Below are 24,857 nucleotides of genomic sequence, written 5' to 3' on the forward strand. Positions count from 1 at the left end.
TTTCGGCCACGCCTACGCAGGCCAATGCAGTGACAGCACCGGGGCCACACGCGGATGCTGGTCGATACGCTCCAGCACCGCATGAAATTCCGGTCGTGCACTGAGCATCGCCTCTCGCGTTCCGGCCCACTTGGTAATCACCGCAGCGAGAATATCCAGCGCTCCCGGCTCGGCGCCGCTGAAAAACGGTTGCGCCGGAAACTGATCGGCAAACAACGCCCAGTTGCGATAGAGGCGTTGCTTCGTGCCCGACACCAATTGCTCCCGCGTCGCCTCATCCGCCTCGACCAGCCAGCGCTCCGGAAAATCAATGATCCCGACGGGCGTGTAGCAATTGGCGGCGATGTAGACCAGGCCTCGTATGGCTTGCGCACGCTGGACAGGGTCCTCGGGCAGCAACTTCGATTCCGGATAGGCCAGCCCGAGGTGAATCAGGATGGCCGCGGCTTCGGTCAGCACCGAGCCATCCGGCATCTGCAAGGTCGGAACCTGCTTCTGGGGATTCAACGCTTCGAGCATTTTCGCCGCGTCATTATCTTCGGTCGAATAGGCATCGACCCGACGATAAGGCACACCACATAAGTACAGGGCAATCTCCACGGCCGAAGAACCTGATTGCCTGTAGCCGAATAACTGATACATAAGCCTGCCTCCTGGGAAGGTTCAGTCGATAGAGCCCTGCGCACGCCCGATGTTCCACGCCGTGGACGACCTGCACCTCCTCCAGCTATCACCGCCGTCGATGTTCACCATCACGTCAATGAAGTTCTCATGATCACCGCCCGACGCAACAATGGCCCCACACAAACCCACTGCATCCCCGGAGCACACCATCATGAAACGCCAAATCATCCTCAGCCTCGCTTTCTCGGTTCTCGCAGCCAACGTATTTGCCGCCTCTTCCCACCCGGTCGTTGCCGAAGGTGGTTCGGATCGACTGATTGAAAACCGTGTTGCCGAAGGCGGTTCGGATCGTCTGATCGAAAATCGCGTCGCTGAAGGTGGTTCCGATCGTCTGATCGAAAATCGCGTCGCTGAAGGTGGTTCGGATCGCTTGATCGAAAACCGCGTCGCTGAAGGTGGTTCCGATCATCTGGCCCAGAATCGCGCATGACCTGCCGCTCTGCTCTGCCCGACAAAAGCCCGGCTCATCCACCGGGCTTTTTTCATGGTCGCTGATCGCTAGCTTTTCATACAGAGCCTAGCGTCCCGCCGACCGCGCCATGCACCGCTGATAACGCTCATCCACGCGCTTGGCAAACCATGCGGTGGTTAGTTTGCGGGTGATTTTCGGGCTCTTGAGTACGATACCCGGCAACACCGCACGGGGTAATGACTTACCTTCGGCCTTTTCGGCCAGTTCGAAAACCCGCTTGTAGAGCTTGCTGTCCTCGAACGCCAGGCTGTCGCCCTGCTCCAATTGATCGCGAATGGTGGGGTTGCGCATTCCCAACGATTTCCCCAGCGTGCGCACTGCCAGCTCGGTGCTGCCGGGCATGATGGAGTCATGCAGGATCAGGTCACCGTCGAGTGCCAGGGAAATACCTGAGGCGCGACTCACTGCATGCTGGAAGGCCGCGTTGCGGCTGGCGTACCAACCGGCATTGAAATCGGCGAAGCGATACAGCGGCTCGGTGTAGCTGACTGGATACCCCAACAAATGCGCAATGCCGAAGTACATCCCACCACGACGACTGAACACTTCCCGGCGAATCGACCCGTCCACCGTATAAGGATAATTCCGGGCATTGGCCTGGGCGAAGGCGATACTGACCTGCATCGGCCCGCCGGTATGCACCGGGTTGAAACCGTCGAACAACGTTTTGCCCAGCGGGACCATGCCAATGAAGTCATCGAAAATGCCGCTCAGCTCCTTCTCGCTGCGCACCGCGGCGAGCCGGTCGCTGTAGCTCTTGCCATTGGATGAACGCACCTGGAGCGCGCCGCTGACCAACAGCCCTGGAATGTGCAGCTTCGCCGCACGGCGGTCGATTTCCTGTCGGGCAATCTTGCCCAGTCCCGGCACCGTGGGGTCGGCCTGGAACGTCGACTCCTGCTCCGCGACAGCCAGGACCGAACAGATATTCTGCGTCGTAGGCGGGATCTGCTGCGCGGCAAACGCGACATAGATGTCCGTGGCCCAGCCTTCGCGATCCGCGGTCTTGGCCGGCAACAACCGCACGATCTGCGCCTTGACCTCGGCGGGCTGGCGCTCAGGCTCCTGGACCTGACGACTGCCGCAACCGGCCAGGACCAGCAGCGCCGGGAGAATGAACAACCATCGATTGAAAGGCATAGGGCTCCGTCAGGTTTGTACTCCAGAGCACCATACGATCAAAAGCGGAGGCAGGCTATGCTCCGTCGTCGACACATGGGTAAAACCGGCTCGACAACCACCGCAAAACCCATGTGGGAGCGAGCCTGCTCGCGATGACGGCGGCACATACAACATCAATGCAAGCTGACCCACCGCTATCGCGAGCAAGCTCGCTCCCACAAAGGGAATGATGGCGAACGCGAGTCTTGTGAACAGCCGAAATCTCTGTGGGAGCCGGGCTTGCCCGCGATGACGGCGGCACATACAACATCGACGCAAGCTGGCCCACCGCTATCGCGAGCGGGCTCGCTCCCACAGGGGGTATCGATGGCGAACGCAAGTCTTGCGAACAGCCGAAATCTCTGTGGGAGCCGGGCTTGCCCGCGATGACGGCGGCACATACACCATCGACGCAAGCTGGCCCACCGCTATCGCGAGCAGGCTCGCTCCCACAAGGGGAATGATGGCGAACGCGAATCTTGCGGACAGCTCGCTCCCACAAGGGAATGGTGTGGATCAGATGCCGCTCGATGCCAGGTCCATCGCAAAGTAGGTGAAGATCAGATCCGCCCCTGCCCGCTTGATCGCACCAAGGCTTTCACGCACCACTCGGGCCTCGTCGATGGCGCCGGCCTGGGCGGCGAACTTGATCATCGCGTACTCGCCGCTGACCTGATAGGCCGACAGCGGCAGGTTCGACGCCTGGCGGATGTCACGGATGATGTCGAGGTAGGCCCCGGCCGGCTTGACCATCAGCGCATCGGCGCCTTCCTGTTCATCGAGCAGGGACTCACGCAGCGCTTCGCGACGGTTCATCGGGTTCATCTGGTAGCTCTTGCGGTCGCCCTTCAAAGCGCTGCCGCCCGCCTCACGGAACGGCCCATAGAGCGCCGAGGCGAATTTGGTGGAGTAAGCCATGATTGCCGTCTGGCTGAAGCCAGCTTCATCCAGGGCCTTGCGAATCGCCTGGACCTGCCCATCCATCGCCGCGGACGGAGCGATGACATCGGCACCGGCGCGGGCCGCGGCCACGGCTTGTCGCCCCAGGTTGAACAGGGTCCGGTCGTTGTCCACTTCATGCCCATGAAGCACGCCGCAATGACCGTGATCGGTGTATTCACAGAAGCACGTATCGGACATTACGATCATTTCCGGCACCGCGTCCTTGCAGATCGCCGCCATGCGCGACACCAGGCCACGCTCGTTCCAGGTATCGCTGCCGTCGCTGTCCAGATGATGGGACACACCGAAGGTCATCACCGCCTTGATACCCGCACGGGCATATCGTTCGATCTCGCCGGCCAGTTTCGACTCAGGAATGCGCACCACGCCCGGCATGCTCTTGATCGGCACGAAGTCATCGATTTCCTCTTCGACGAAAATCGGCAGGACCAGGTCGTTCAAGGTGAACTCGGTTTCCTGGAAAAGACTGCGCAGGCTGGCATTGCGACGCAGGCGACGCGGACGTGCTTCGGGGAACTGGCTGGACATGGGACTCCTGGGCAAATGAGGGTCAATCACAGGGGGACAAAGCTTATGCCCTGGCCGGCCAGGGCACAAACGCCACCTGGAAAACAGAGTATTACCGGCCGGGCAATAATCCGCTCACAAGCTCAACGAACCATTGATGCAGGTCACCACCGCACCACCGATCCAGACATTTTCCGCGATCCGCTCGACATGAATCCGTCCGGCACGCCCCATGGTCAACCCCTGGCTGACCACATAAGACGACGGCGCCAGCCCCTTGCCCAGCATCCACTGGGCAAGCCCGGCATTCAGGCTGCCGGTGGCCGGATCCTCCGGCATGCCATCACCGGCGATGAAGCCCCGCACTTCAAATTGAGCCTCGTCACCGTCCACGGCCGGATCCCAGGGAGCGATGACGCCCACCGCCAAGTCCAGGAGCTGGTGATAGTCAGGCTTGAGCGCCAGTACCTGCTGACGATCCTTGAGCACCAACGCCAGCCAACCGGCGCCGTTATCAACCCATTGCGCATCGACAATCGCCTCGGCCGGCAACCTCAGCCCACTGCGTACCCGCTCCAACAGATCAACGTTCAGCGGACCGGACTTGAGCAACGGCGGGGCCAGGAACGCCAACCCGTGTTCATTGCGACGAATCCTGACCAGGCCGACGCCGCATTCCTGCACGATCTCCTGACCTTTCGGCATGCCACCGGCTTCCAACCAGGCATGACAACTGCCCAGGGTCGGATGCCCGGCAAACGGCAATTCGGTCGAGGTGCTGAAAATCCGCACCCGGTAATCCGCCTCCGGATGTCGCGGCGCCAACAGGAAAGTGGTTTCGCTGAGGTTGGTCCAGTTGGCAAAAGCGATCATCTGCTCATCGCCGAGCCCATCGGCCCCCAGCACCACCGCCAGCGGATTGCCCTTGAGCGGCACATCGCTGAACACGTCCACCTGCTTGAAATCGAATCGGCGCGTCGTCGCTCCGTTCATTCCGGAATCTTCAAACCGCGCACCACTGCCGGCCGCGCCAGGAAGCGTTCCAGCACCCGCGTGACGTTGGGGAAGTTCTGGATTCCCACCAGATCGCCGGCCTCATAGAACCCGATCAGATTGCGCACCCAGGGGAGCGTGGCGATGTCGGCAATGGTGTAGCGCTCGCCCATGATCCAGTCGCGTCCTTCCAGGCGACCATCGAGTACCTTGAGCAAACGCTTGCTCTCTTCGACATAACGGTCGCGAGGTCGCTTGTCCTCATAGTCCTTGCCAGCGAACTTATTGAAGAAACCCAACTGCCCGAACATCGGCCCGATACCACCCATCTGGAACATCAGCCACTGGATCGTCTCGTAGCGCGCCGCCGACTCCTGGGCCAGCAACTGGCCACTCTTGTCCGCCAGGTAGATCAGAATCGCCCCGGACTCGAACAACGCCAACGGCTGGTCCCCCGGCCCATGAGGGTCGAGGATCGCCGGGATCTTGTTGTTCGGGTTGAGAGAAAGGAATTCCGCAGAGAGCTGGTCGTTGCTGCCGAAATCCACTTTATGGGGTTCGTAGGGCAGGCCGATCTCCTCCAGCATGATCGAGACCTTCACGCCGTTGGGGGTTGGCAGGGAGTAGAGCTGGAGCCACTCGGGGTATTGGGCGGGCCATTTCCGGGTGATCGGGAATTGAGTCAGGTCAGGCATGGGAGCTCCATGGCAGGAGGGAAAGGCTGGAGCATAATTCAGGACCGGATGGATGGCATCAGGAAATGCCCGCCTGCTGACCCTCGCGTTTGCCGAACGGGCTGGAGAAACATGCCTGGGTTGGAATAAGGCCATTCGCTAAACCCCACACGTCACACGAATCAAGCCGGCCTTTATTAATTTCGCAACATCCTGTCGTTAATCTTCCCCCATCTCACGGAAGAGAGCCGCGGCAGGATCGAACCAAAGGGCTTCAGGAGACTCAGAGCAATGCCCCGAGGAATCGAAGCGGCGTAATGACAAGGAAAAACATCCGAAGCCAGGGCTTCGTGGTGCCAGGGTTTGTCAGCCTGACTCGATGCCTGACTCGAGACAGCCGAAGAACGTAATCCGATGATCAATCCCCTGAAGTTCACCAGACACCTCAAACGCCGGTCATGGCTGGTATTGCCGACATCGCTTGTGGTCTGCGGCCTGGTGCTGTCACTGGAATCCAGCGTCAGTCGCGCCCAGCCGGTCGATGGCATCCAGACCCTGGTGTTCCTGCGCCACGCCGAAAAGCCTGCCGGCGGCCTGGGGCAACTCAATTGCCAGGGCCTCAACCGCGCCATCGACTTGGCCACCCTGTTGCCGCAAAAGTTCGGCAAGGCTGACTACGTATTCGCGGCCAACCCGACCCGCAACGTGGAAGAAGGCGAGCGGGACAATTCCTACAGTTATATTCGCCCATTGATGACCATCAGCCCCAGTGCGATCAAGCTCGGGTTGCCGGTCAATATCGAATACTCGGCCAACGACACCAGCGCCCTGGCTGACGAATTGCTGCACGATAAGTACCACAACGCCACCATCTACACGGCCTGGTCCCACGGCTATCTGCCGGAACTGATCAACAAGGTGGCCGGCGAGGCCGTGGGCAAGGAGCAGACCATTACCGAAGACTGGGAATCCGGGGATTTCGATTCGTTGTATGTCCTGACCCTGACCTGGCACAACGGCAAGGCCAGCCTCTCCAGCCAGAGCTACAAGCAGGGCCTGGATAACGGCCAGCAGACCTGTCCGACGTAGGCGGCGGGCAGGGCTTCGCCCTCCAGCGGGAGCAAGCTCCCTCGCCACAGCAAGCTCCCTCGCCACAGCTAACGCCCTTGCCACAGCAACCTTCCTCACCACAGGGTATGATGCGCCTACATCCCTGTTGCCCGGACCTTCTCCATGTCTTTATCTTCTGCCGCTCCCGTTCGGGGCTGGTCGTTCTGGTGGAAACCCGCCCTGTTCCTGCTGGTGGCCTGTGTCGGTCTCTACTACGTCAAATGGTCGCCGTATTACCTCAAGGCGTTCGTCGCCGCCGATAACCACAGCATCGGCAACTCGATCCTCAACGACGCACAGACCGCGCCGCTGATGGCCGCGCTGGCCTACGCCAAGGTGTATTTCCTGGCGATCTGGAAAGCGGCGGTGCTGGCGGTGATCCTGGGCTCCCTGTTGCAGGTACTGATTCCCCGTGACTGGCTGTTGCGCCTGTTCGGCCGGGCCGGCTTTGCCTCGACCCTGCGCGGCGGGCTGTTCGCCCTGCCCGGCATGATGTGCTCATGCTGCGCGGCGCCGGTGGCGGCAAGCATGCGACGGCAGAATGTCTCGGTGGGCGCGGCGCTGGCCTTCTGGATCGGCAACCCGGTACTCAACCCCGCGACCCTGGTCTTCATGGGCTTCGTGCTGGGTTGGGGCTTCACCGCCCTGCGGCTGGTAGCAGGTATCGTGCTGGTCTTCGGCGTGTCGTTGGTCGCCCAGCGCATCGCCCGGCCCGAAGTCCTGCCCGAGGCGGCCGTGGAAGCCGTGACCGAGGCCAGCGAGGTCGATACACAGCCTTTCCTGACGCGTTGGGGACGGACCTTGTGGCAGTTGTTCTGGAGCACCATCCCCGTCTATGTGCTGGCCGTGCTGGTCCTGGGCGCTGCTCGGGTCTGGCTGTTTCCCCATGTCGATGGCGCCATGGCCAACAGCCTGGTATGGCTGGTGCCACTGGCCATTGTCGGCACGCTGTTCGTGATTCCTACCGCTGCGGAAATCCCCATCGTGCAAACGATGATGACCCTGGGCATGGGCACCGGACCGGCCGTGGCGTTGCTGATGACACTGCCGAGCATCAGCCTGCCGTCGCTGTTGATGCTGCGCAAGGATTTCGATGCCCGGGTGCTGGTGACCGTGGCGCTGCTGACCATGTTGGTCGGCATCGTCTGTGGGTTGATCGGGGCGGTGTTGCTTTAAGGCTTCAAGGCTGAGATCGGCGCCGGCTGATACATCGCTATCGCGAGCAGGCTCGCTCCCACAGGGGCCTGGGGTGATCGCAGATGTGCGGGCTACTGCAAATCTCCTGCTCGCGATAGCGCCGGCCCGTTCCCATACTGTCCTGAGATCAGGCCGTTCGAGCCACTCGCTCACGCAGATACTCGAGCACAGCCGCCTGCTCTCCCGCAAACTCGATCCGACCGCCCTTCTTTTCCCGCTGGAACACGTACATCGGGTCGTAATACTCGCGCAGCAACCCTTCGATCCAGCCACGATGCAAATCCACGGCGCCGCTATCGGCCTGCTCGGCCAGGGCGGCTTCCATGATGACCATCAGGCGCCGATGGCGGTCGCCTCCCAGGCGCTTGTGGATATTGTCCAGACTCGCCAGCAGCCGCTCGGAGAACAGCGAGAACCCTTCCTCGCCATGTACCGCGATAAACTCGGCGCTCAGGTTGATGACGTAATCCCGCAGAATCCGCTCGACCCGCCGCTCCACGCTGTCTTCCAGCCAGACCATCGGAACCTGTTGCATGCGCTGGTACAGCGGCAATGGCAAGGCACAACTGCCGACCATGCGGCTTTCATCTTCCACCACAAATTGCCCGATACCGGCGGCGCGCTTTTTCAACACATCCACGGCCAGGCGGTTCTCGAAATCGATGTTGGACGGCTGTCCCGTGGCACGCTTGCCGAAGCTCGAACCCCGGTGGTTGGCGTAACCTTCCAGGTCCAGGCCGTTGCCCAGCTGGTTCAGGACTTCGGTCTTGCCGGTACCGGTCATGCCACCCAGCAAGACGAAATCGCACTGGGCGACCGCCTGCTCCACGGTATCCAGCAGGAACGTGCGCATCGCCTTGTAGCCGCCGCCGACCCTGGGGTATTCGATGCCGGCTTCATCCTTGAGCCACTGCTGGACAATCTGCGAGCGCAGCCCGCCTCGAAAGCAGTACAGGACACCGTCAGGATGGGCCCGGGCGAAGTCGGCCCAGGCCTGGATACGTTGCGCCTTGGTTTCGCCGGACACCAGCTGATGCCCGAGGACGATGGCCGCTTGCTGGCCTTGCTGCTTGTAGCATGTACCGACCCGCTGCCGCTCGATATCGGTCATCAGCGGCAGATTGACCACGCCGGGAAACGCACCCTTGATAAATTCGATGGGCGCGCGGGTGTCCATCATCGGCCGGCCGTTGAGGAAAATGTCGCGGTAATCGGTAATGTCATTGCTCATCAGGACACCTCGACCGCGCTGGTCTGTCGCTCGACCAATTCGCCGATCGGCTCCAGCGCGAGGCCCAATTCAGCGGCCACCTCAAGAAACTCGCCTTCGCCCTGCGCCGTCACGGCGATCAACAGGCCGCCGCTGGTCTGCGGGTCGCACAATACGCGCTTGTGCAGTTCCTGGACGCGACCGACCTTGCTGGCGTAGCTGTCGTAGTTACGCAGCGTTCCGCCCGGCACGCAGCCCAGGTCGAGGTAATACTCGACGCCCGGCAGGCGCGGCACCGCGTCGTAGCGAATGCGTGCGGTCAACTGGCTGCCATCGGCCATTTCCACCAGATGCCCAAGCAGACCGAAACCGGTGACGTCGGTCATGGCCGTCACGCCATCGAGTTTGCCGAAGCGGCTGCCGGGTTTATTGAGGGTGCACATCCAGTCGCGGGCCAGGCCGACGTCAGCGGCGCGCAATTTGCCCTTCTTCTCCGCCGTGGTGAGGATGCCAATGCCCAGGGGCTTGGTCAGATACAGGCGGCAACCGGCAGTGGCGGTGTCGTTGCGCTTCATGTGGCGTTTCTGCACCAGGCCGGTCACGGCCAAGCCGAAAATCGGCTCGGGCGCATCGATCGAATGCCCGCCCGCTAACGGGATACCCGCCTCGTCGCACACCGAACGACCGCCGCGAATCACTTCCCGTGCGATTTCCGGGGCCAGCACATTGACGGGCCAGCCGAGAATCGCAATGGCCATCAACGGATCACCGCCCATGGCGTAGATGTCACTGATGGCATTGGTGGCGGCGATGCGGCCGAAATCGAAGGGATCATCGACAATCGGCATGAAGAAGTCGGTGGTCGACACCACCCCGCGCTCTTCGTCGATGGCATACACCGCGGCATCGTCCCGGGAGGCGTTGCCGACCCACAGTTTGGGATCAAGGTTCTGCGCACCGCTGCCGGCCAGGATCACTTCCAGCACCTGCGGCGATATCTTGCAGCCGCAACCGGCGCCGTGGCTGTACTGGGTCAGGCGAATGGGCTCGCTCATGGGCATACCTCTCATCAGTCAAGGTGAGCGATTCTAGCAGTAACATCGACGCTTCAGTGCTGATGCCGCCATGGCCAGGAGAAACTGGTACGGGATGTGCAAACGTTTGCGAGCCCCGTCAGGGCCTTCTGATCGGGTTGTTTTCTTTCATCCAGGATCACGGGCTTCGGCCCGCACGAACAAGGACTTTCCATGCATTTCATTTCCCGGCGTTGCGCCGTGCCCGGTGTATTCGCAGCCTCCCTGCTACTGAGCGCCGTTACCGGACTACCCAGCACACCCGCCCAAGCCGCACCGAACGACTCTGCCCAGGGCGAAGCCTTGAGTCCCGAAGCCACCCCGCCGAAAAAAGGCGCCTACCTGTCGGACTGGTACAACCAGAACCTGACCATCATCGGCAGCAAGGACATCAGCTTCGGCCCGCAACCCGTCGACGATGTGTACCTGGAGTATGAATATTTCGGTCGCAAGGGGCCGTTCGAACTGTACGGCTACGTCGACATTCCGAAGATTTTCGACATCGGCAACAGCCACGACAAAGGGGCATGGGATCACGGCTCGCCGCTGTTCATGGAACATGAACCGCGTATCTCCATCGACTCCCTGGCGGGTCGCAGCCTGGCCATCGGGCCATTCAAGGAATGGTATGTGGCGTTCGACTGGATCTATGACCACGGCAGCAACAGCGCCAATCGTGGCAACACGTTGTACAGCGGACTGGGCACCGACATCGACACCCATTCCCGGGTCAACCTGTCGGCCAACTTCTACGGTCGGTATCAATGGGAAAACTACGGCGCCAGCAATGAATATTCCTGGGATGGCTACCGCGCTCAACTCAAGTACATCGTGCCGATCAGTCGGTTCAGCAATGGTGCGTCCCTGACCTACATCGGCTTCACCAACTTCGATTTCGGCTCGAACCTGCACAAGGACAATCCGGCACGCACCGCCAACGCCACGGTCGCCACCAACGTCTTGCTGTATTCCTTCACTCACCTGCGCTTCACGCTGGTGGGCCGCTACTTCCACAACGGCGGCAACTGGGAAGATGGCAGTGAACTGAACTTCGGCGACGGCAACTTCCGCGCCCGTTCCGACGGCTGGGGCTACTACGCCGGGGTAGGTTATCAATTCTGATCGGGGGCACTGGCGATGGAATTTTCGTCCATCACGAGAATCACTTGAACATCAACCTGATGTTCAACAGGAGACTGCCGATGTCCCTTTCCTCCGCCGCTGCCGACAGCACCCACCTGGATTACGGCCTCGACACGCTGTTCGGCCGGGAAACCAAAAGCATCGACTGCCGGTTCGATGTCAAACGCCTCGATGACGGTGAGCCGCCGTGGTTCGCGCTGCACATTCGCCCCCCACTGCCGGATGATCTGGAGAAGGCCCAGATCGTGGTGTTTACTGCCGAGGGGCGGCGGATCAGCGGGATTGTCCGGCGCACCGAGCGCCTGGCCGATGACAGCCTACAGCTGGATGTCGAGCCTGACTGACGTATTGGAAAGCTTGCGCAGCGCTGGAGTCCGGCGGGATGCCCGTGGGATGATCGGCCTCCCATACGCCCTCCACGCCGAGAGTTTCAATGTCATTGCTGATAAAACACACGGCTGTCCTGTTGCTGACAGCCGTCGCCAGTCTGGCTGTCGTGCCAGCCCATTCGGCCCCAGCCAAAGCCTCCGGCGATCTACCGCCCCAGAAGGTATCGATGCTGGGCGGCAAATTTGTCTTTACCTTGCCCAAGGGCTTCACCGCCACGCCACTGCCTGCCGGCGATGCCGCCCAAGGCACGGCAGGGGCGACGGGGACCATGTACAGCAACGCCACCAGCAGGACCGTGGTGATCACGGCTGAAAACACCATCGTCAATGGTGCGAAGGTCAAGGATGACGATGCGGCGTTTCTCGATACGACCATGGCCGGCTTCGCCGCCCAGCGAAGCAAAGCCCTACCGGACGCCAGGATCCTCAGCGAAAAAAGCCTGACCCTCAAAGGCAGTGGGCTGGGCCTGCGTCAACTCGACACCAGCGCCACCCAGGGCGGCGGGCCGACCCTCGACACCACATTGCTGGGAGCCTCCGGCACGCGCGTGGCGGTGGTACAGATCATCTCCCGGGCCAGCGACAAGAACGGACATGAAGCGCTGGTGAAACAGATCGCCAGCGGCAAGTGATGGCCTCGGCGCGGGGCGTGTGGGAGCGGGCTTGCTCGCGAAGGCGGTGGGTCTGTTGGCATTGATACAGGATGTGCCGACGTCATCGCGAGCAGGCTCGCTTCCACAGGCGGTCTGCTGTAGACATGATTCGTGCTAACACCGGGCAACATCATGTGGGAGCGAGCCTGCTCGCGATAGCGTCAGCCCAGGCAACCATGTTCCACCCTGCAGCCGCTACGGATTGAGCCGCTCCAGCCAGGCCCGCAGGTCCTGCACTTCCAAGGCACTGATGGTATGCCCAACACCCGGGTAGGCATGGAATTCCGGCTCCAGGGCCAGGGTCTTCAGCAACGTGTCGGCCTCGGTGCCGTCGTGGTAGGGAATGATCGGATCGGCCGTGCCGTGGCCGATGAACACCGCCAGCGACCGCCGCGATTCGTCGGGGGTCAGTTCGGCTTGCAGCACGGACAGGACCCGCCCGCCCATCGCGGCGATTCCACCGACCGCTTCGGGGTGTCGCAAGGCGACTTCGTAACTCATCATCGCGCCCTGGCTGAAGCCCACCAGATAGACCTGGCTGGCGTCCGTCGGGTATTTGGCCCGGGCCTTTTCGATGAAATCCAGCAACATCTGGCCGCTGGCCTTCAAGTCCGAAGTGTCACCGTCATAAGCGCCCTCGCCCTTCTTCGCAAACCACTGGTAATGGCCCGGTTCCATGCTCTTCGGCGCCCGCACCGAGAGGTAGTTGTAGTGCTTGGGCAGCTCGTCCTTGAGTTCGAACAGATCCTGCTCGTTGCTGCCGGAGCCATGCAGGAATATCACCAGCGGCCGGTCCCTGGCCTGCTCGTCGGCCTGGGCCAGGTAACTGAGCGGCAAATCCGTGTGCAGCGAGGGCTGGGCTTGCAACCCGGACGAGACCAGCAACAGGAACAGGGCGAACGCTTTGAACATTGATCTTCCTCCATCATTCGAGAGCCCCATGGCGGGGCCGTACGGTGAGGTAGACAGCACTTTTCAGTCGTTGGTCAATTTCCCGGTGCGTATCGGCTCACGTCCCGCCACTTTCGCCTGCCAGATGCCCGGCTGGGTATAGCGCCCACGGTCCAGGGCGAACAGCACGCCGCTGGTGCCGGCCCGTACCGTCGTGACCCGGTCATTCAACGGGTCGACCACTTCAAACAAGGGATCGCCCTGCTCCACCCATTCGCCCGCTTCGCGCAGGAAACTCACCACGCCATGGTGCGGTGCGAACAAGTACTCGGTGCCCTCGAAGGGAAAACCTTCACAGCATTGGGCCGGCACGGACGGCCAGTCACCGCCGATGAAACCCTGCTCGGCAAGAAACCCGAGGATAGCCTCGCAGTTGGCCTGGGCCTGGTGCACCCGCGTGTCGCCCATGCTCCCCAATTCCAGGGTGGTCGCCAGGTTGGCCGGCGGGATCGCCGCTTCAGGAAAAGCCCTGGCCAGGCGCAGCCAGGGGGTGGAGCAGGATTCGTCGAACGAACTGCCGCCGGAGTCTTCGCACAGCAACGCCACGCCGGCTTTCAGCCGTGCAGCCAGGGAGCGCCACTGCGGCCACTGTTGCGGCAAGGCGTACAGATGAATGGCCGCCTCGAAATCGCAGTGCAGGTCGAGGGTGATATCGGCATCGCAGGCATGGCGCAGCAGGAGACGATGCAGGGCTTCGAGCTGCGAAGGGGGTGCCGGCAACTCGTCCAGGACCTGAAGCATGGTCTGGCGGATCAAGGTGATATTGGCCGCCGGATCGTCCCCCAATCGGTCACCGACACGTTGCGCCACCGGGGCGCTGAGTTCCACGAAGGCGCGGTTGAAGTTCTTGCCGCTGCCCAACTCGAAACGTCCCATATGGGCGCTTTGCAGATGCTGATCCAGGCCGATGGGGTTGGCCACCGGCACCAGCTCGATCACCCCCTTGAGCAAGCCTTGGGCCTCGAGGGCGTTGAGCCGCTGCTTCAACTCCCACGCGGTGCGCATGCCCGGCAACTCATCGGCGTGCAGGCTGGCCTGGATGTAGACCTTGCGTGGGCCATGGCCATAACGAAACACACTGAGCCGACGTTCGGTGCCGAGGTGGCTCCATGGCAGGGTATGGTCGATGCGTTGCATGAAATCTCCAGGTACGAAGGCGCTCAGGGCACAGGGTAAAACAATCACCCATGAAAAAGGTGGCCGACCGGGTCAACGGAGGGCCACCTTGGTTTCAACGATCAGTGCCCGTAGATGTCGAAGGCGAAGTACTTGTCCTGCACCTTCTTGTACGTGCCGTTGGCGCGGATCTCGGTAATGGCGGCGTTGAATTTCTCGGCCAGGGCCTGATTACCCTTGCCCACGGCAATGCCGGCACCGCCACCGAAGTACTTCGGATCGTCATAGGCCGGGCCCACGAACGCGAAGCCCTTGCCGGCGTCGGTTTTCAGGAAGCCATCGTCAAGGTTGACCGAATCGGCCAGCATGGCGTCGAGACGGCCGGCGACCATGTCCAGGTTGGCTTCCTGCTGGGAGCTGTAGCGCACCAGGTTGATGCCCGCCGGTACCAGCACTTCGGTAGCGAAACGATCATGGGTGCTGGCCCGCAGCACACCGACCTTCTTGCCCTTGAGTTCGGTCAACGGGTCCTTGATCCCGGAACCTTCCTTCATCACGAAGCGTGCCGGGGTGTGATAGTACTTGATGGTGAAATCGACGCTCTTCTTGCGATCGTCGGTGATGGTCATCGACGACAGGATCGCGTCGATCTTCTTCACCTTCAGCGCCGGGATCAGGCCATCGAACTCCTGCTCGACCCAGACACACTTGACCTTCATCTGCTCACATAACGCATCACCGATATCGACATCGAAGCCGGCCAGTTTGCCGTCAGCGGTTTTCATCGAGAACGGCGGGTAACCGGCTTCGATCCCGAGGCGGATCGGCTTGGCGTCAGCGGCTACGGCCGACAAGGACAACACGGACAGTGCCAGGGCACCGAACATTGCTAGCTTCTTCATTCTTGCTCCTGAGTGCGCAGTTTTTTATTGGCAGATCGTAGGCAGCGTTCGGTTGGCAAAAACCGAAGTGGCCGGGAGTCTAGAGGGGCACTCGGAGGGCGAATTGTGTCGAGGCGACAAATAGTTATAAAAATAATCAGGTGTGCCTGATGTCCATGAAGTTTGCGAAAAACCTGACAGGCACAAATGCCTGTGGCGAGGGAGCTTGCTCCCGTTGGGGCGCGCAGCGGCCCCGGGAATCATGACTTCAGACCGAGGGGGCTGCTGCGCAGCCAGCGGGAGCAAGCTCCCTCGCCACAGGGGTATCGGCTGCTGCAAAAATCAACAGTCGCAGCTGACCGCCGTGTCCGCCACGCGCTCCACCAGACCGGTCAGGCGAAAGCCTTCATCGAGCCAGCCCATGACGCCGCCGATCATTTCCTTGACCGGATAGCCCAGGGTTGCCAGGCGGACCGCCGCCTTGTTCGCACCGTTGCAGTGTGGCCCGGCGCAATAGACCACGAACAATGTGCTTTTCGGATAAGCGGCCAGCGACTGGGCAGTGAGCGAGCGCGTCGGGATATTGATCGCGCCTGGCACATGACCGCGTTCATAAGCCAGGGGGCCGCGGACATCCACCAGAACGAAGTCGACCTCGCCGGCCTGTTGGCTGGCATGAACGTCGGAACAATCTGTTTCGAACGTCAGACGACGGCTGAAATGCTGTAGGGCAACATCGGACGGAGCAGCAGGCACTTCGCTAACCGGACTGGGCATGGTGGGTACTCCAAGGGGGATGAGGGCGTAAGGAGACTTTATCCGGCCTATGCTAACCGCTAAAGTGGCGCACAAGACACTCAGTGGGAATTTTCCGCCAAATGCAGCCTTCCCCCGGCCTGGTCGCGGTCCTTGCCTATGACGGCTTGTGCACGTTCGAATTCGGCGTCGCCGTCGAGATTTTCGGACTGGCCCGACCCGAATTCGATTTCGCCTGGTACGAACACCGGATCGTCGCCGTCGATGACGGCCCGTTGCGCGCCATGGGCGGCTTCCAGGTGCTGGCCGATGGCGGCATGGAACTGCTGGATACGGCACGGACCATCGTCATCCCAGGCTGGCGCAGTCGCAGCGAGCCACCGCCCGAAGACCTGCTCGAAGCACTGCGCAAGGCCCATGCCCGTGGCGCGCGCCTGCTGTCGATCTGCTCCGGGGCCTTCGTGTTGGCGGCCGCCGGGTTGCTGGACGGGCTGGGGGCCACGACCCACTGGCGCTACACCGATGAACTGGCCGAAAGCTTTCCGGCCATTCTGGTCGATCCGGATGTGCTGTACGTGGACTCAGGCCAAGTCATCACCTCGGCCGGCAGCGCCGCCGGCATCGATGCCTGCCTGCACCTGGTGGCGCGGGATTTCGGTGCCCAGGTCGCCAACGCCGTGGCGCGCCGATTGGTGATGCCGACGCAACGCACCGGCGGTCAGGCGCAGTTCATTCCATCGCCGGTCAGCCGCACCCCGCGCAGCGATCTGTCCGGAGTCATGCAGTGGGCCCGTGAACACCTGCACGAGCCCCTCGGCGTGCGCGAACTCGCCAGCCAGGCGGCCATGAGCGAACGGACATTCCTGCGCCGCTTTACCCAGGCCTGCGGCCTGTCGCCCAAGGCCTGGCTGCAACATGAACGCCTGGCGCGCGCCCGGGAGCTGCTGGAAAGCACCCGGGACAACACCGACAACATCGCCCAACTGTGCGGCTACCGTTCGGTGGAAAGCTTTCGCGTGGCGTTCCGCAGCGTGGTGGGGCTGGCGCCGTCGGTGTATCGGGAGCGGTTCGGGCGGGGGTGAAGCCCCCCATGCAGAAAACTCGGCGAGCGCTGTTGTGGCGAGCCACAAAGTTGATGCAGCGACGCCATTCGGATATCAACGCTTACGCAACAAATAAGTATCCATGATCCACCCATTCGCCTGCCGCGCCGCCTTGCGAGTCCGCTCGATGTCATCGGCCACGTCCCCCAGCCGTCCGGCAATGAGCAGCTCGTCCGGTGTCCCGACGTAGGCGCCCCAGTAGATATGCGTATCGGGATCGCTCACCTGGCGGTATGCATCCTCGGCGTCGAGCATCACCACCACGCTCGCCGCGTCCCCCACCTGCCCCGCCGCCAACCGCCGCCCCGTAGTGATCTCCAACGCGCCGCCAATGCCGTTCAACGGTACTTTGTGCTGCGCCGCCAGGGCCTGGACGCTGGTGATGCCTGGGATCACTTCGAACTCGAAGTCGCAGCGCCCCGTCTCGAGAAGGGCCTGCAGGATGCGAACAGTGCTGTCGTACAACGACGGGTCGCCCCACACCAGGAAACCGCCGCACTCCCCGTCGGACAATTCTTCATCAATCAACCTTTCAAACGTCGCCTGCTTCGCGCGATTCAGGTCTTCGATGCTGCTGGCGTAGTCCGGATCGCCGCGTTGACGCTCAGGACTACAAGCTTCGACAAACCGATAAGGGCGATCATTGATGTAGCGCGCGCAGATCTCGCGCCGCAGGTCCAGCAGTGTGTGCTTGGCGGGCCCCTTGTCCATCAGAAAGAACACATCTACCCGATTCAGGGCCTTTACCGCTTGCATCGTCAAGTAATCCGGATCGCCGGCGCCGATACCAATAACTGAAAGCTTCTTCATGTCCATGGCTCCTGGGTGCGCAAGCGCCACACCCCGTTGAAACGCAACTCCAGGGAAGACAACGGTTCGATGTCGATCCGGCTGAAGCTGCTTGCCGGGCATTGCAAGACGTTCATCAGGGCCGCCCGGATCACGAACGGATGAGTGATAGCCAACAGGTGTCCCGGTTCACTTTCCAGGCTTGCCAGCCAGTCCCCGACACGGCGACATAGCCGGTCGATGGACTCGCCGCCATGGGGAGTTGCGTGGGAATCATCGAACCAGGCTTGCAGGTGCTCCGGTTCGGCCTGGAGCAGCACCTCGATAGACAACCCACCCCATCGCCCCATATCACAATCGGCCAGGGCCTGGACCACCTGGAATTCGTCGCCGAACAATGCGGCGGTCTGGCGCGTGCGCAACTCAGGTCCGCAGAGGATGTGCCGAACGTTTCGATACCCGCGGCCGGCCTCCGGGCGCCTGGCCAGCCAGTCAGTGTCGAGTGATTCGTCCAGCGCGAAACGCGCCTGCTTTTGGGCGACGGTTCGGGCATGGCTGATCAATGTCAGACAGGTAGCTTGCACGTGGGACGCTCACAGTAGCTGAGGGCGGATACTGAAGTCTTTGAAGTACGGCACCTTATCTGAAATCAAATATCCGAGACAAAAAGTCGTTATGTCTGACACAGAAAAAAGCATTGGCTGACATACCACTCCCTTCTTTCCAAGCCCCGGCCTACAGGACTTTCGCACCAATTTCGAGCATTTTAAACGAAACGTAAAAACCACTGGACATGTAGCACTGGCTACATAAATACTGTTTTCAGGAGTTATGAAAGAAATTCAACACCCATCCAGCAAGGAGCACGGATGCCGCCTCTCAGGGACCTCATTACCGATCCCGGCCTGATCTTGACGCCGTCGGAACGCAAGGTCGTACGTGCTCTGCTCGATCATTATCCGCGCAATGGCCTCGGCCCGATGTCGCGCCTGGCCGAACATGCCGGCGTGAGCGACCCGACCATTGTGCGCCTGGTAAAGAAACTCGGATTCGGCGGCTATGCCGAGTTCCAGGATGCGCTGCTGGTCGACATGGACCACCGCCTGCGCTCCCCCCGCACGATGTTGCAACCTCGGATCAAATTGCAGCAAGGCGACACCTGGAGCCAATACCTGGTAGCCAGCCAGCGTAGCCTGCTGGAGACCCAGGTCCTGACCCAGCCCGAAGACGTGCGCATTCTCGTGCAGTGGCTGCTCGAGCCCCGGCACCAGATACATTGCTTCGGCGGACGCTTCAGCAGCTTCCTCGCCCATTACCTGCTCAATCACCTGCGCCTGCTGCGGGCCGGCTGTTTTGCCCTGGAAGACAACGCGCAACTGCCCGACCGCCTGTTCGACGTGCAACGCCAGGATGTGGTTTTGATCTTCGATTATCGTCGCTACCAGGCCCAGGCCCTTCGTGTCGCCAGTGCAGCCAAGCAACGCCACGCCCGAGTCGTGTTGTTCAGCGACATCTATGCTTCGCCATTGCGCGAACTGGCCGACCTGATTATCAGCGCGCCGGTGGAATCAGTCTCGGCCTTCGATAGCCTGGTACCGGCGCTGGCCCAGGTTGAAGCATTGATCGCCTGCCTGACGTTGCAATGTCCTGGCCTGGCCGAACGCCTGGACGGTATCGACGGCTTGCGCACTGAATTCGACACGCACCTGTTGGAGGAAAAATAAGGATGTTCTCGCTCCCTCACCGCTCCCCCCGGGACCTGCCGTTTACCCGCGACCACACCGCATTGCTGCTGGTCGACATGCAACGGGCCTGGCTGGAGCCGCAGTTCGATGCTCATCTGGACACCCCCGAGGCCGACTATTTCATCCGCCGCGCTCGCCAGCGTGTGATCCCCAACCAGCAACGCCTGCTCGACGGGGTGCGTGCAGCCCGGCAAAACGTCTTGCACACCCACATCGAAAGCCTCACCGCCGATGGCCGCGACCGTTCCCTGGACCATAAGCTGTCGGACATGCACTTGCCCAAGGGCAGTCCCCAGGCGCAAATCATCACCGAACTGACGCCGCTGGAAAACGAGATCGTGCTGCCCAAGACCTCCTCGGGGGTCTTCAACTCCACCAATATCGACTACGTGCTGCGCAACCTGCAGGTCCGACACCTGATCGTCGCCGGTATCGTCACCGATCAGTGTGTCGACATGGCCGTGCGCGACGCCGCCGACCGCGGTTATCTGGTCACGCTGGTGGAGGATGCCTGCGCCACGTACACCGAACAGCGCCACCTGGCCTGCCTGAATGCCATCAAGGGTTATTGCTGGATCACCGACACCGATACCGTGCTCGGACGTTTGCAGGAGATGCAGCCATGAGCCGCCTCGAAGCCGCAGCGCTCACTCCGCTGCCCGTCACCACGCTGGTGAGCACCGACCTGATCGGCGTGACCCGCGGACGCTCGTTTCCCAGCGATGAACTGCCCCACTACGTCACTGCCGGTTGTGGCTGGGTGCCGGCCAACAGCGCGCTGACACCCCAGGACATCATTGCTTCGACCAATCCCTGGGGGGCGTATGGCGACCTGCGACTGGTACCGGACCTGTCCAGTCGGGTCACCATCGGCAACGGTCCCGATCCCGAGGCCCCGGCGCTGGATTTCATCCACTGTGACGTGCGCGAGACCGACGGCCGACCCTGGGGCGCCTGCCCGCGCACGCTGCTGCATGACGAAGTGGAACGCTATCGCAGCGAACTGGGCTTGCAGGTCTTCGCCGCATTCGAGCATGAGTTCAATCTCAAATCCCCCCTGCCCCAACCCGATCGCCTGGCCTTCAGCCTCCAGGCCCAGCGCCAGCAGGCCGGGTTCGCCGGGTGGCTGCTCAGTGCCCTCCGGGCTGGGGGCGTCGAACCGGAAATGTTCCTGCCCGAATATGGCAAGCAACAGTATGAAATCACCTGCCGCCCGACCCTGGGCGTCGCCGCCGCCGACCGCGCGGTGAACGTGCGCGAAATCACCCGCGAAATCGCCCGGCAGATGGGCCTGGAGGCAAGCTTCGCGGCCAAGACCTCGGCCGAGGCCGTGTGCAACGGCGTGCACCTGCACCTGAGCCTGCAAGACCTGGACGGCGATCCGGTGCTCCACGACAGCGCGAGCGACAACGGCCTGTCCAGCCTCGGTCGGCATTGGGCCGCCGGTGTTCTGCAGCATCTGCCGGCGCTGTGCGCGCTGACGGCGCCGACGCCGGTTTCCTACGAACGCCTGCAACCCCATCACTGGAGCGCGTCCTACGCTTGCCTGGGACAGCGCAACCGCGAAGCGGCGCTGCGCATCTGCCCGACCGTGAGCCTGGGGGGCAAGCCGCTGGCGAACCAGTACAACCTGGAGTTCCGCGCCATGGATGCCACCGCCTCACCGCACCTGGCGATGGCGGCCTTGTTGATCGCCGGACGACTGGGCATCGAACAACGGTTGGCGCTCAATGCCGTCACCGATGAGATACCTGACGATTTGAATGAGGAAGAACGCCGGACTCGTGGCATTATCGCCCTGCCGACCACCCTGGCCCAGGCACTGGATTGCCTGCGTCACAGCGGGGCTCTGTTGGAGGCCCTGCCCGGCCCGCTGGTCGAAACCTACTTCGCCTTGAAGGCCCAGGAACTGGCCTTGACCCAGGCGCTGTCACCTGCCGAGCGATGTGAGCACTATGCGCGAATCTATTGAGTGCGCCGAGTCGGGGCTTTACACCGAACCGCCCTACCGGCTGATCCGGGAGAACGCCGAGCACCCGTTGATATTGGTGTGCGAGCACGCCAGCCGCTTCATCCCCGCCGCACTGAACGACCTGGGCCTGGACGAGACGGCGGCCCATGAACACATTGCCTGGGACATCGGTGCCCTGGCCCTGGCCGAACGCCTGTCCGAGACGCTCGGCGCGACCTTGCTGGCGGCCACCTATTCACGCCTGCTGATCGACTTGAATCGTCCGCTCCACGTGCCGGACAGCATCCCGCCCCAGAGCGAGATCTACCAGGTCCCGGGCAACCAGTCCCTGGACGAAGCCACCCGGCAATACCGCCAGCAATGCCTGTTCCATCCCTTCCATGACCGGTTGCGGGCGCTGATCGACCAGCGCCTGGCCGACAACCGACCGACGCGGGTGGTGGGTATCCACAGTTTTACCCCGGTGTTCTACGGCCAGCCCCGCGCCCTGGAAGCCGGTGTGCTGTTCGCCGACGCCGTGGACTATGCCCAGCGCATCGTCGATGGGCTCGGTCGGCATTCGCTGCGGGTGGCGGGCAACCAGCCCTACCGGATCAACCCATTGAGCGACATGACGGTTCCGGTTCACGGCGATAGTCGCGGTCTGGACTCGGTATTGATCGAGGTGCGCAACGACCTGCTGCGCAGCCCCGAGGCGGTGCGCACCTGGAGCGCCTACCTGGCGCCATTGTTGTAGCAGGCAGCCACAAACAATAGAAAAACAAAATCAACGATTAGCTGAAACGGAGAACGGCTTGTGAGTATCGAGGCATTTGGCTACAAACAGGAATTGAAGCGCAGCCTGTCGCTGACGGACCTGGTGGTGTACGGGATGATTTTCATGATCCCCATCGCCCCGTTCGGCGTGTATGGCTACGTGAACGCCGAGGCGCCGGGGATGGTGCCGCTGGCGTATATCATCGGCATGGTGGCGATGCTGTTCACCGCCCTGAGCTACGGCAGCATGGCCCGGGCCTTCCCGGTGGCCGGCTCCGTTTATTCCTACGCACAAAGGGGCCTCAACCCACACGTCGGGTTCATTGCCGGCTGGTTGATGTTGCTGGACTACCTGCTGATCCCGCCGCTGCTCTATGTCTACGCCGCCATGGCGCTGAATCACCTGTATCCGGACATTCCCAAGGTCGGTTTCATCCTGGCCTTCCTGGTGAGCGCGACTTTCGTCAACCTGCGGGGTATCACCTTTACCGCGCGGATGAACATCATTTTCCTGCTGGCCCAACTGGTGGTGCTGGGGATTTTCCTGTTCTACGCCTGGAATGCCCTGCATGGCGGGGCCGGCAACGGCCAGATGACCCTGGCGCCGCTGTACAGTCCGGAACACTTCAACTTCGCCCTGCTGATGCAAGCCGTATCGATTGCCGTGTTGTCGTTCCTCGGATTCGATGCCATCTCCACCCTGGCCGAAGAAATCAAGGGGGATCCGGGACGCAGCATCGGCAAGGCAGCGTTGGTGACCTTGTTGGTGATGGGCGCGATTTTCGTGGTGCAAACCTGGATCGCCACGGACCTGGCGGCCGGCATGGGCTTCAAGTCCGCCGACACCGCCTTCTATGAAATCGCCGAACTGGCGGCCGGTAGCTGGCTGGCCACCCTGACCGCTGTCGCCACGGCGCTGGCGTGGGGCGTGGCGGTGGCGATCACCTCCCAGGCCGCGGTGTCGCGCCTGTTGTTCGGCATGGCTCGGGACGGCAAGCTGCCCAAGGTGCTGGCGAAGGTTCATCCGAAACACAACACACCGTACATGAGCATCTATCTGGTGGCCGTGCTGTCGCTGCTGATCTGCTACCTGTTCATCAATGCCGTGGACACCCTGACCTCCCTGGTCAACTTCGGCGCCTTGAGCGGCTTCATGCTGTTGCACATCACCGTGATCAATCACTACTGGCGCCGCCAGCGCTCCGGGCAACTGATCCGTCACCTGATCTGCCCGCTGATCGGCTTCGGCATCGTCGCGGCCATCATGTACAACATGGGCGTGGATGCGCAGAAGCTGGGCCTGGTCTGGATTGCGGCGGGCCTGGTCTATCTGTGCGCGCTGAACAAGTTCGGCAGCCACACCGCCCTGCCCGACCCGGCGGGCCAATGAAATCCGGAGCTGGTCGCAGGGGGCGACCAGCCGCTGTAGTTGTAACCGTTACAACGCGTGGACATCGACAGTGATCGTCAAGCCCGGTGCAGCCACCGGGCCCTGGAACAGGAGTGCAATCCATGCTGGCCTTACGTCCAGTTCAGTTAAGCGATCTGCAACAACTGCAGCAACTGGCCCGTGACAGCCTGGTGGGGGTCACCTCGCTTCCGGACGATACCGAGTGCCTGCGGGAAAAAATTCTCGACTCGTGCGCTTCGTTCGACGCCGACGTCCAAAGCCCGGGCGGGGAAAACTACTTTTTCGTGTTGCAAGACCTGGTGTCCGGACGCCTGGTGGGCTGTTCGGAGATTCTCGCCAGCACCGGTTGCAACGAACCGTTCTACAGCCTGCGCAACCGACCGTTTTCCAGTACCTCCCGGGAACTGAACATCCGCCACGGCGTGCCGGCACTGTCGCTGTGCCAGGACCTCAACGGCCAGACCCTGCTGCGTGGTTTCCACATCGACGCGGAACGGGTGCGCACGCCGGAGTCGGAGCTGCTGTCCCGGGCCCGGCTGATGTTCATCGCCGCTCACCCGCAACGCTTCGCCGATTCGGTCATCACGGAAATCGTCGGTTTCAGCAGCGAAGACGGCCAATCACCGTTCTGGGACGCCATCGGCCAGCACTTTTTCGACTTGCCCTACGCCGAAGCCGAGCGCTTGTGCGGACTGCAGAACCGGACTTTCCTTGCCGAGCTGATGCCCCAGTACCCCATTTATGTCCCCATGTTGCCGCCTGCGGCCCAGGCCTGCATCGGCCAGGTACATCCTGACGGCCAGGAAGCCTTCGACATCCTGGCGCGCGAGGGTTTCGAAACCAACAGCTACGTGGACCTCTTCGATGGCGGACCGACGCTGCACGCTCGCATCGCGAACATCCGCTCCATCGCCGAAAGTCGTATGGCTTCGGCTCGACAGAGCCCGCAGATTGATGCCCGTGGTCGCTATCTGGTGAGCAACGACAGCCTTGGAAACTATCGGGCGATCGTGGCTGAGCTGGATGTCGGCTCCGAAGGAACGGTAACCCTGACACCCGGGATGCTCGCAGCGTTGAACATCACTGATGGGCAACAGATCCGGGTGGTTGCCTTATGAACGTCATGCAAAGTCGTTTCCCAGGCCGAC

Annotated in this window: 25 protein-coding genes and 1 pseudogene; 13 read left to right on the forward strand and 13 right to left on the reverse strand. The window is 61.9% G+C overall.

Annotated elements, in window-relative coordinates; translation table 11 throughout:
- Nucleotides 1-12: 12 nt before the first annotated feature.
- On the reverse strand, nt 13-642 hold the full coding sequence (locus N005_RS25365) for a glutathione S-transferase family protein (RefSeq protein ID WP_047703693.1): 630 nt from the start codon (nt 640-642) through the stop codon (nt 13-15).
- Between the two features lie 193 nt (nt 643-835).
- Between N005_RS25365 and N005_RS25370 the strand changes: the two are divergent.
- Nucleotides 836-1,108: pseudogene (locus tag N005_RS25370) on the forward strand (hypothetical protein); the annotation flags it as partial.
- Between the two features lie 93 nt (nt 1,109-1,201).
- Here the strand turns inward: N005_RS25370 and N005_RS25375 are convergent.
- From N005_RS25375 to N005_RS25390, 4 genes are all read right to left on the reverse strand, one after another.
- Nucleotides 1,202-2,296 (reverse strand): DUF1615 domain-containing protein, encoded by a 1,095-nt coding sequence (locus N005_RS25375; protein ID WP_047703695.1) that lies wholly within the window; start codon nt 2,294-2,296, stop codon nt 1,202-1,204.
- A 537-nt stretch (nt 2,297-2,833) separates the two neighbouring features.
- Entirely contained in the window at nt 2,834-3,808 is a 975-nt protein-coding gene (gene hemB / locus N005_RS25380; protein WP_047703696.1) for a porphobilinogen synthase, read from the reverse strand.
- A 114-nt stretch (nt 3,809-3,922) separates the two neighbouring features.
- Entirely contained in the window at nt 3,923-4,780 is an 858-nt protein-coding gene (locus tag N005_RS25385; RefSeq protein ID WP_047703697.1) for a PhzF family phenazine biosynthesis protein, read from the reverse strand.
- Nucleotides 4,777-5,475 (reverse strand): glutathione binding-like protein, encoded by a 699-nt coding sequence (locus N005_RS25390; protein ID WP_047703698.1) that lies wholly within the window; start codon nt 5,473-5,475, stop codon nt 4,777-4,779. The genes N005_RS25385 and N005_RS25390 overlap by 4 nt, the downstream gene beginning before the upstream one ends.
- A 393-nt stretch (nt 5,476-5,868) precedes the next feature.
- Between N005_RS25390 and N005_RS25395 the strand changes: the two genes are divergently transcribed.
- Nucleotides 5,869-6,543 (forward strand): hypothetical protein, encoded by a 675-nt coding sequence (locus N005_RS25395; RefSeq protein ID WP_047703699.1) that lies wholly within the window; start codon nt 5,869-5,871, stop codon nt 6,541-6,543.
- 144 nt (nt 6,544-6,687) lie between these two features.
- Nucleotides 6,688-7,740 (forward strand): permease, encoded by a 1,053-nt coding sequence (locus N005_RS25400; RefSeq protein WP_047703700.1) that lies wholly within the window; start codon nt 6,688-6,690, stop codon nt 7,738-7,740.
- Nucleotides 7,741-7,888: 148 nt separating this feature from the next.
- On the opposite strand, the gene mnmH is transcribed toward N005_RS25400, so the two are convergent.
- Together mnmH and selD are read right to left on the reverse strand one after the other, a co-directional pair.
- Complete coding sequence (mnmH, locus tag N005_RS25405) at nt 7,889-8,992, reverse strand: tRNA 2-selenouridine(34) synthase MnmH (RefSeq protein ID WP_047703701.1); 1,104 nt, start codon at nt 8,990-8,992, stop codon at nt 7,889-7,891.
- Nucleotides 8,992-10,026: a selenide, water dikinase SelD gene (gene selD / locus N005_RS25410; RefSeq protein WP_047703702.1), complete on the reverse strand. Its 1,035-nt coding sequence runs from the start codon at nt 10,024-10,026 to the stop codon at nt 8,992-8,994. Before selD ends, mnmH begins: the two co-directional genes overlap by 1 nt.
- 192 nt (nt 10,027-10,218) lie before the next feature.
- On the opposite strand from selD, the gene N005_RS25415 reads away from it, so the two are divergent.
- The 3 genes from N005_RS25415 (at nt 10,219) to N005_RS25425 (ending at nt 12,208) form a co-directional block, all read left to right on the forward strand.
- Entirely contained in the window at nt 10,219-11,166 is a 948-nt protein-coding gene (locus N005_RS25415) for a nucleoside-specific channel-forming protein Tsx (protein ID WP_052126473.1), read from the forward strand.
- Nucleotides 11,167-11,246: 80 nt separating this feature from the next.
- Entirely contained in the window at nt 11,247-11,531 is a 285-nt protein-coding gene (locus tag N005_RS25420) for a hypothetical protein (RefSeq protein ID WP_047704163.1), read from the forward strand.
- Nucleotides 11,532-11,620: 89 nt separating this feature from the next.
- The gene (locus tag N005_RS25425; protein WP_047703703.1) at nt 11,621-12,208 is read left to right on the forward strand and encodes a DcrB/PsbP domain-containing protein; all 588 of its coding nucleotides are present in this window, start codon (nt 11,621-11,623) and stop codon (nt 12,206-12,208) included.
- A 216-nt stretch (nt 12,209-12,424) separates the two neighbouring features.
- On the opposite strand, the gene N005_RS25430 is transcribed toward N005_RS25425, so the two are convergent.
- From N005_RS25430 to N005_RS25445, 4 genes are all read right to left on the reverse strand, one after another.
- Nucleotides 12,425-13,141 carry an alpha/beta hydrolase gene (locus N005_RS25430; RefSeq protein ID WP_047703704.1) on the reverse strand — a complete coding sequence of 239 codons (717 nt, stop codon included), beginning with the start codon at nt 13,139-13,141 and terminating at the stop codon, nt 12,425-12,427.
- 63 nt (nt 13,142-13,204) lie between these two features.
- Nucleotides 13,205-14,317: a M14 family metallopeptidase gene (locus N005_RS25435; protein WP_047703705.1), complete on the reverse strand. Its 1,113-nt coding sequence runs from the start codon at nt 14,315-14,317 to the stop codon at nt 13,205-13,207.
- A gap of 101 nt (nt 14,318-14,418) precedes the next feature.
- Entirely contained in the window at nt 14,419-15,198 is a 780-nt protein-coding gene (locus N005_RS25440; protein ID WP_047703706.1) for an ABC transporter substrate-binding protein, read from the reverse strand.
- 321 nt (nt 15,199-15,519) lie between these two features.
- Nucleotides 15,520-15,954, reverse strand: coding sequence for a rhodanese-like domain-containing protein (locus N005_RS25445; RefSeq protein WP_047703707.1), 435 nt, complete (start codon nt 15,952-15,954; stop codon nt 15,520-15,522).
- A 101-nt stretch (nt 15,955-16,055) separates the two neighbouring features.
- Between N005_RS25445 and ftrA the strand changes: the two genes are divergently transcribed.
- On the forward strand, nt 16,056-17,015 hold the full coding sequence (ftrA, locus tag N005_RS25450) for a transcriptional regulator FtrA (RefSeq protein ID WP_047703708.1): 960 nt from the start codon (nt 16,056-16,058) through the stop codon (nt 17,013-17,015).
- A 75-nt stretch (nt 17,016-17,090) separates the two neighbouring features.
- On the opposite strand, the gene cobF is transcribed toward ftrA, so the two are convergent.
- Nucleotides 17,091-17,846: a precorrin-6A synthase (deacetylating) gene (gene cobF, locus N005_RS25455; protein ID WP_047703709.1), complete on the reverse strand. Its 756-nt coding sequence runs from the start codon at nt 17,844-17,846 to the stop codon at nt 17,091-17,093.
- Entirely contained in the window at nt 17,843-18,409 is a 567-nt protein-coding gene (locus tag N005_RS25460) for a histidine phosphatase family protein (protein WP_047703710.1), read from the reverse strand. Before N005_RS25460 ends, cobF begins: the two co-directional genes overlap by 4 nt.
- A gap of 285 nt (nt 18,410-18,694) precedes the next feature.
- Here N005_RS25460 and N005_RS25465 point away from each other — a divergent pair, with 285 nt between their 5' ends.
- The 6 genes from N005_RS25465 to N005_RS25490 all read left to right on the forward strand — a co-directional run bounded on the left by N005_RS25465 (nt 18,695) and on the right by N005_RS25490 (nt 24,827).
- On the forward strand, nt 18,695-19,549 hold the full coding sequence (locus N005_RS25465; RefSeq protein WP_047703711.1) for a MurR/RpiR family transcriptional regulator: 855 nt from the start codon (nt 18,695-18,697) through the stop codon (nt 19,547-19,549).
- A gap of 2 nt (nt 19,550-19,551) precedes the next feature.
- The gene (locus N005_RS25470) at nt 19,552-20,196 is read left to right on the forward strand and encodes a cysteine hydrolase family protein (protein WP_047703712.1); all 645 of its coding nucleotides are present in this window, start codon (nt 19,552-19,554) and stop codon (nt 20,194-20,196) included.
- Nucleotides 20,193-21,542, forward strand: a complete 1,350-nt coding sequence (locus N005_RS25475) for a glutamine synthetase family protein (protein WP_047703713.1) — start codon at nt 20,193-20,195, stop codon at nt 21,540-21,542. The genes N005_RS25470 and N005_RS25475 overlap by 4 nt, the downstream gene beginning before the upstream one ends.
- Entirely contained in the window at nt 21,526-22,278 is a 753-nt protein-coding gene (locus N005_RS25480; RefSeq protein ID WP_047703714.1) for an N-formylglutamate amidohydrolase, read from the forward strand. The genes N005_RS25475 and N005_RS25480 overlap by 17 nt, the downstream gene beginning before the upstream one ends.
- Before the next feature lie 60 nt (nt 22,279-22,338).
- The gene (locus N005_RS25485) at nt 22,339-23,688 is read left to right on the forward strand and encodes an APC family permease (RefSeq protein ID WP_047703715.1); all 1,350 of its coding nucleotides are present in this window, start codon (nt 22,339-22,341) and stop codon (nt 23,686-23,688) included.
- Nucleotides 23,689-23,810: 122 nt separating this feature from the next.
- Complete coding sequence (locus N005_RS25490) at nt 23,811-24,827, forward strand: arginine N-succinyltransferase (protein ID WP_047703716.1); 1,017 nt, start codon at nt 23,811-23,813, stop codon at nt 24,825-24,827.
- Nucleotides 24,828-24,857: the final 30 nt, after the last annotated feature.

This window comes from Pseudomonas mediterranea CFBP 5447, assembly GCF_000774145.1.
Lineage (GTDB): Bacteria > Pseudomonadota > Gammaproteobacteria > Pseudomonadales > Pseudomonadaceae > Aquipseudomonas > Aquipseudomonas mediterranea.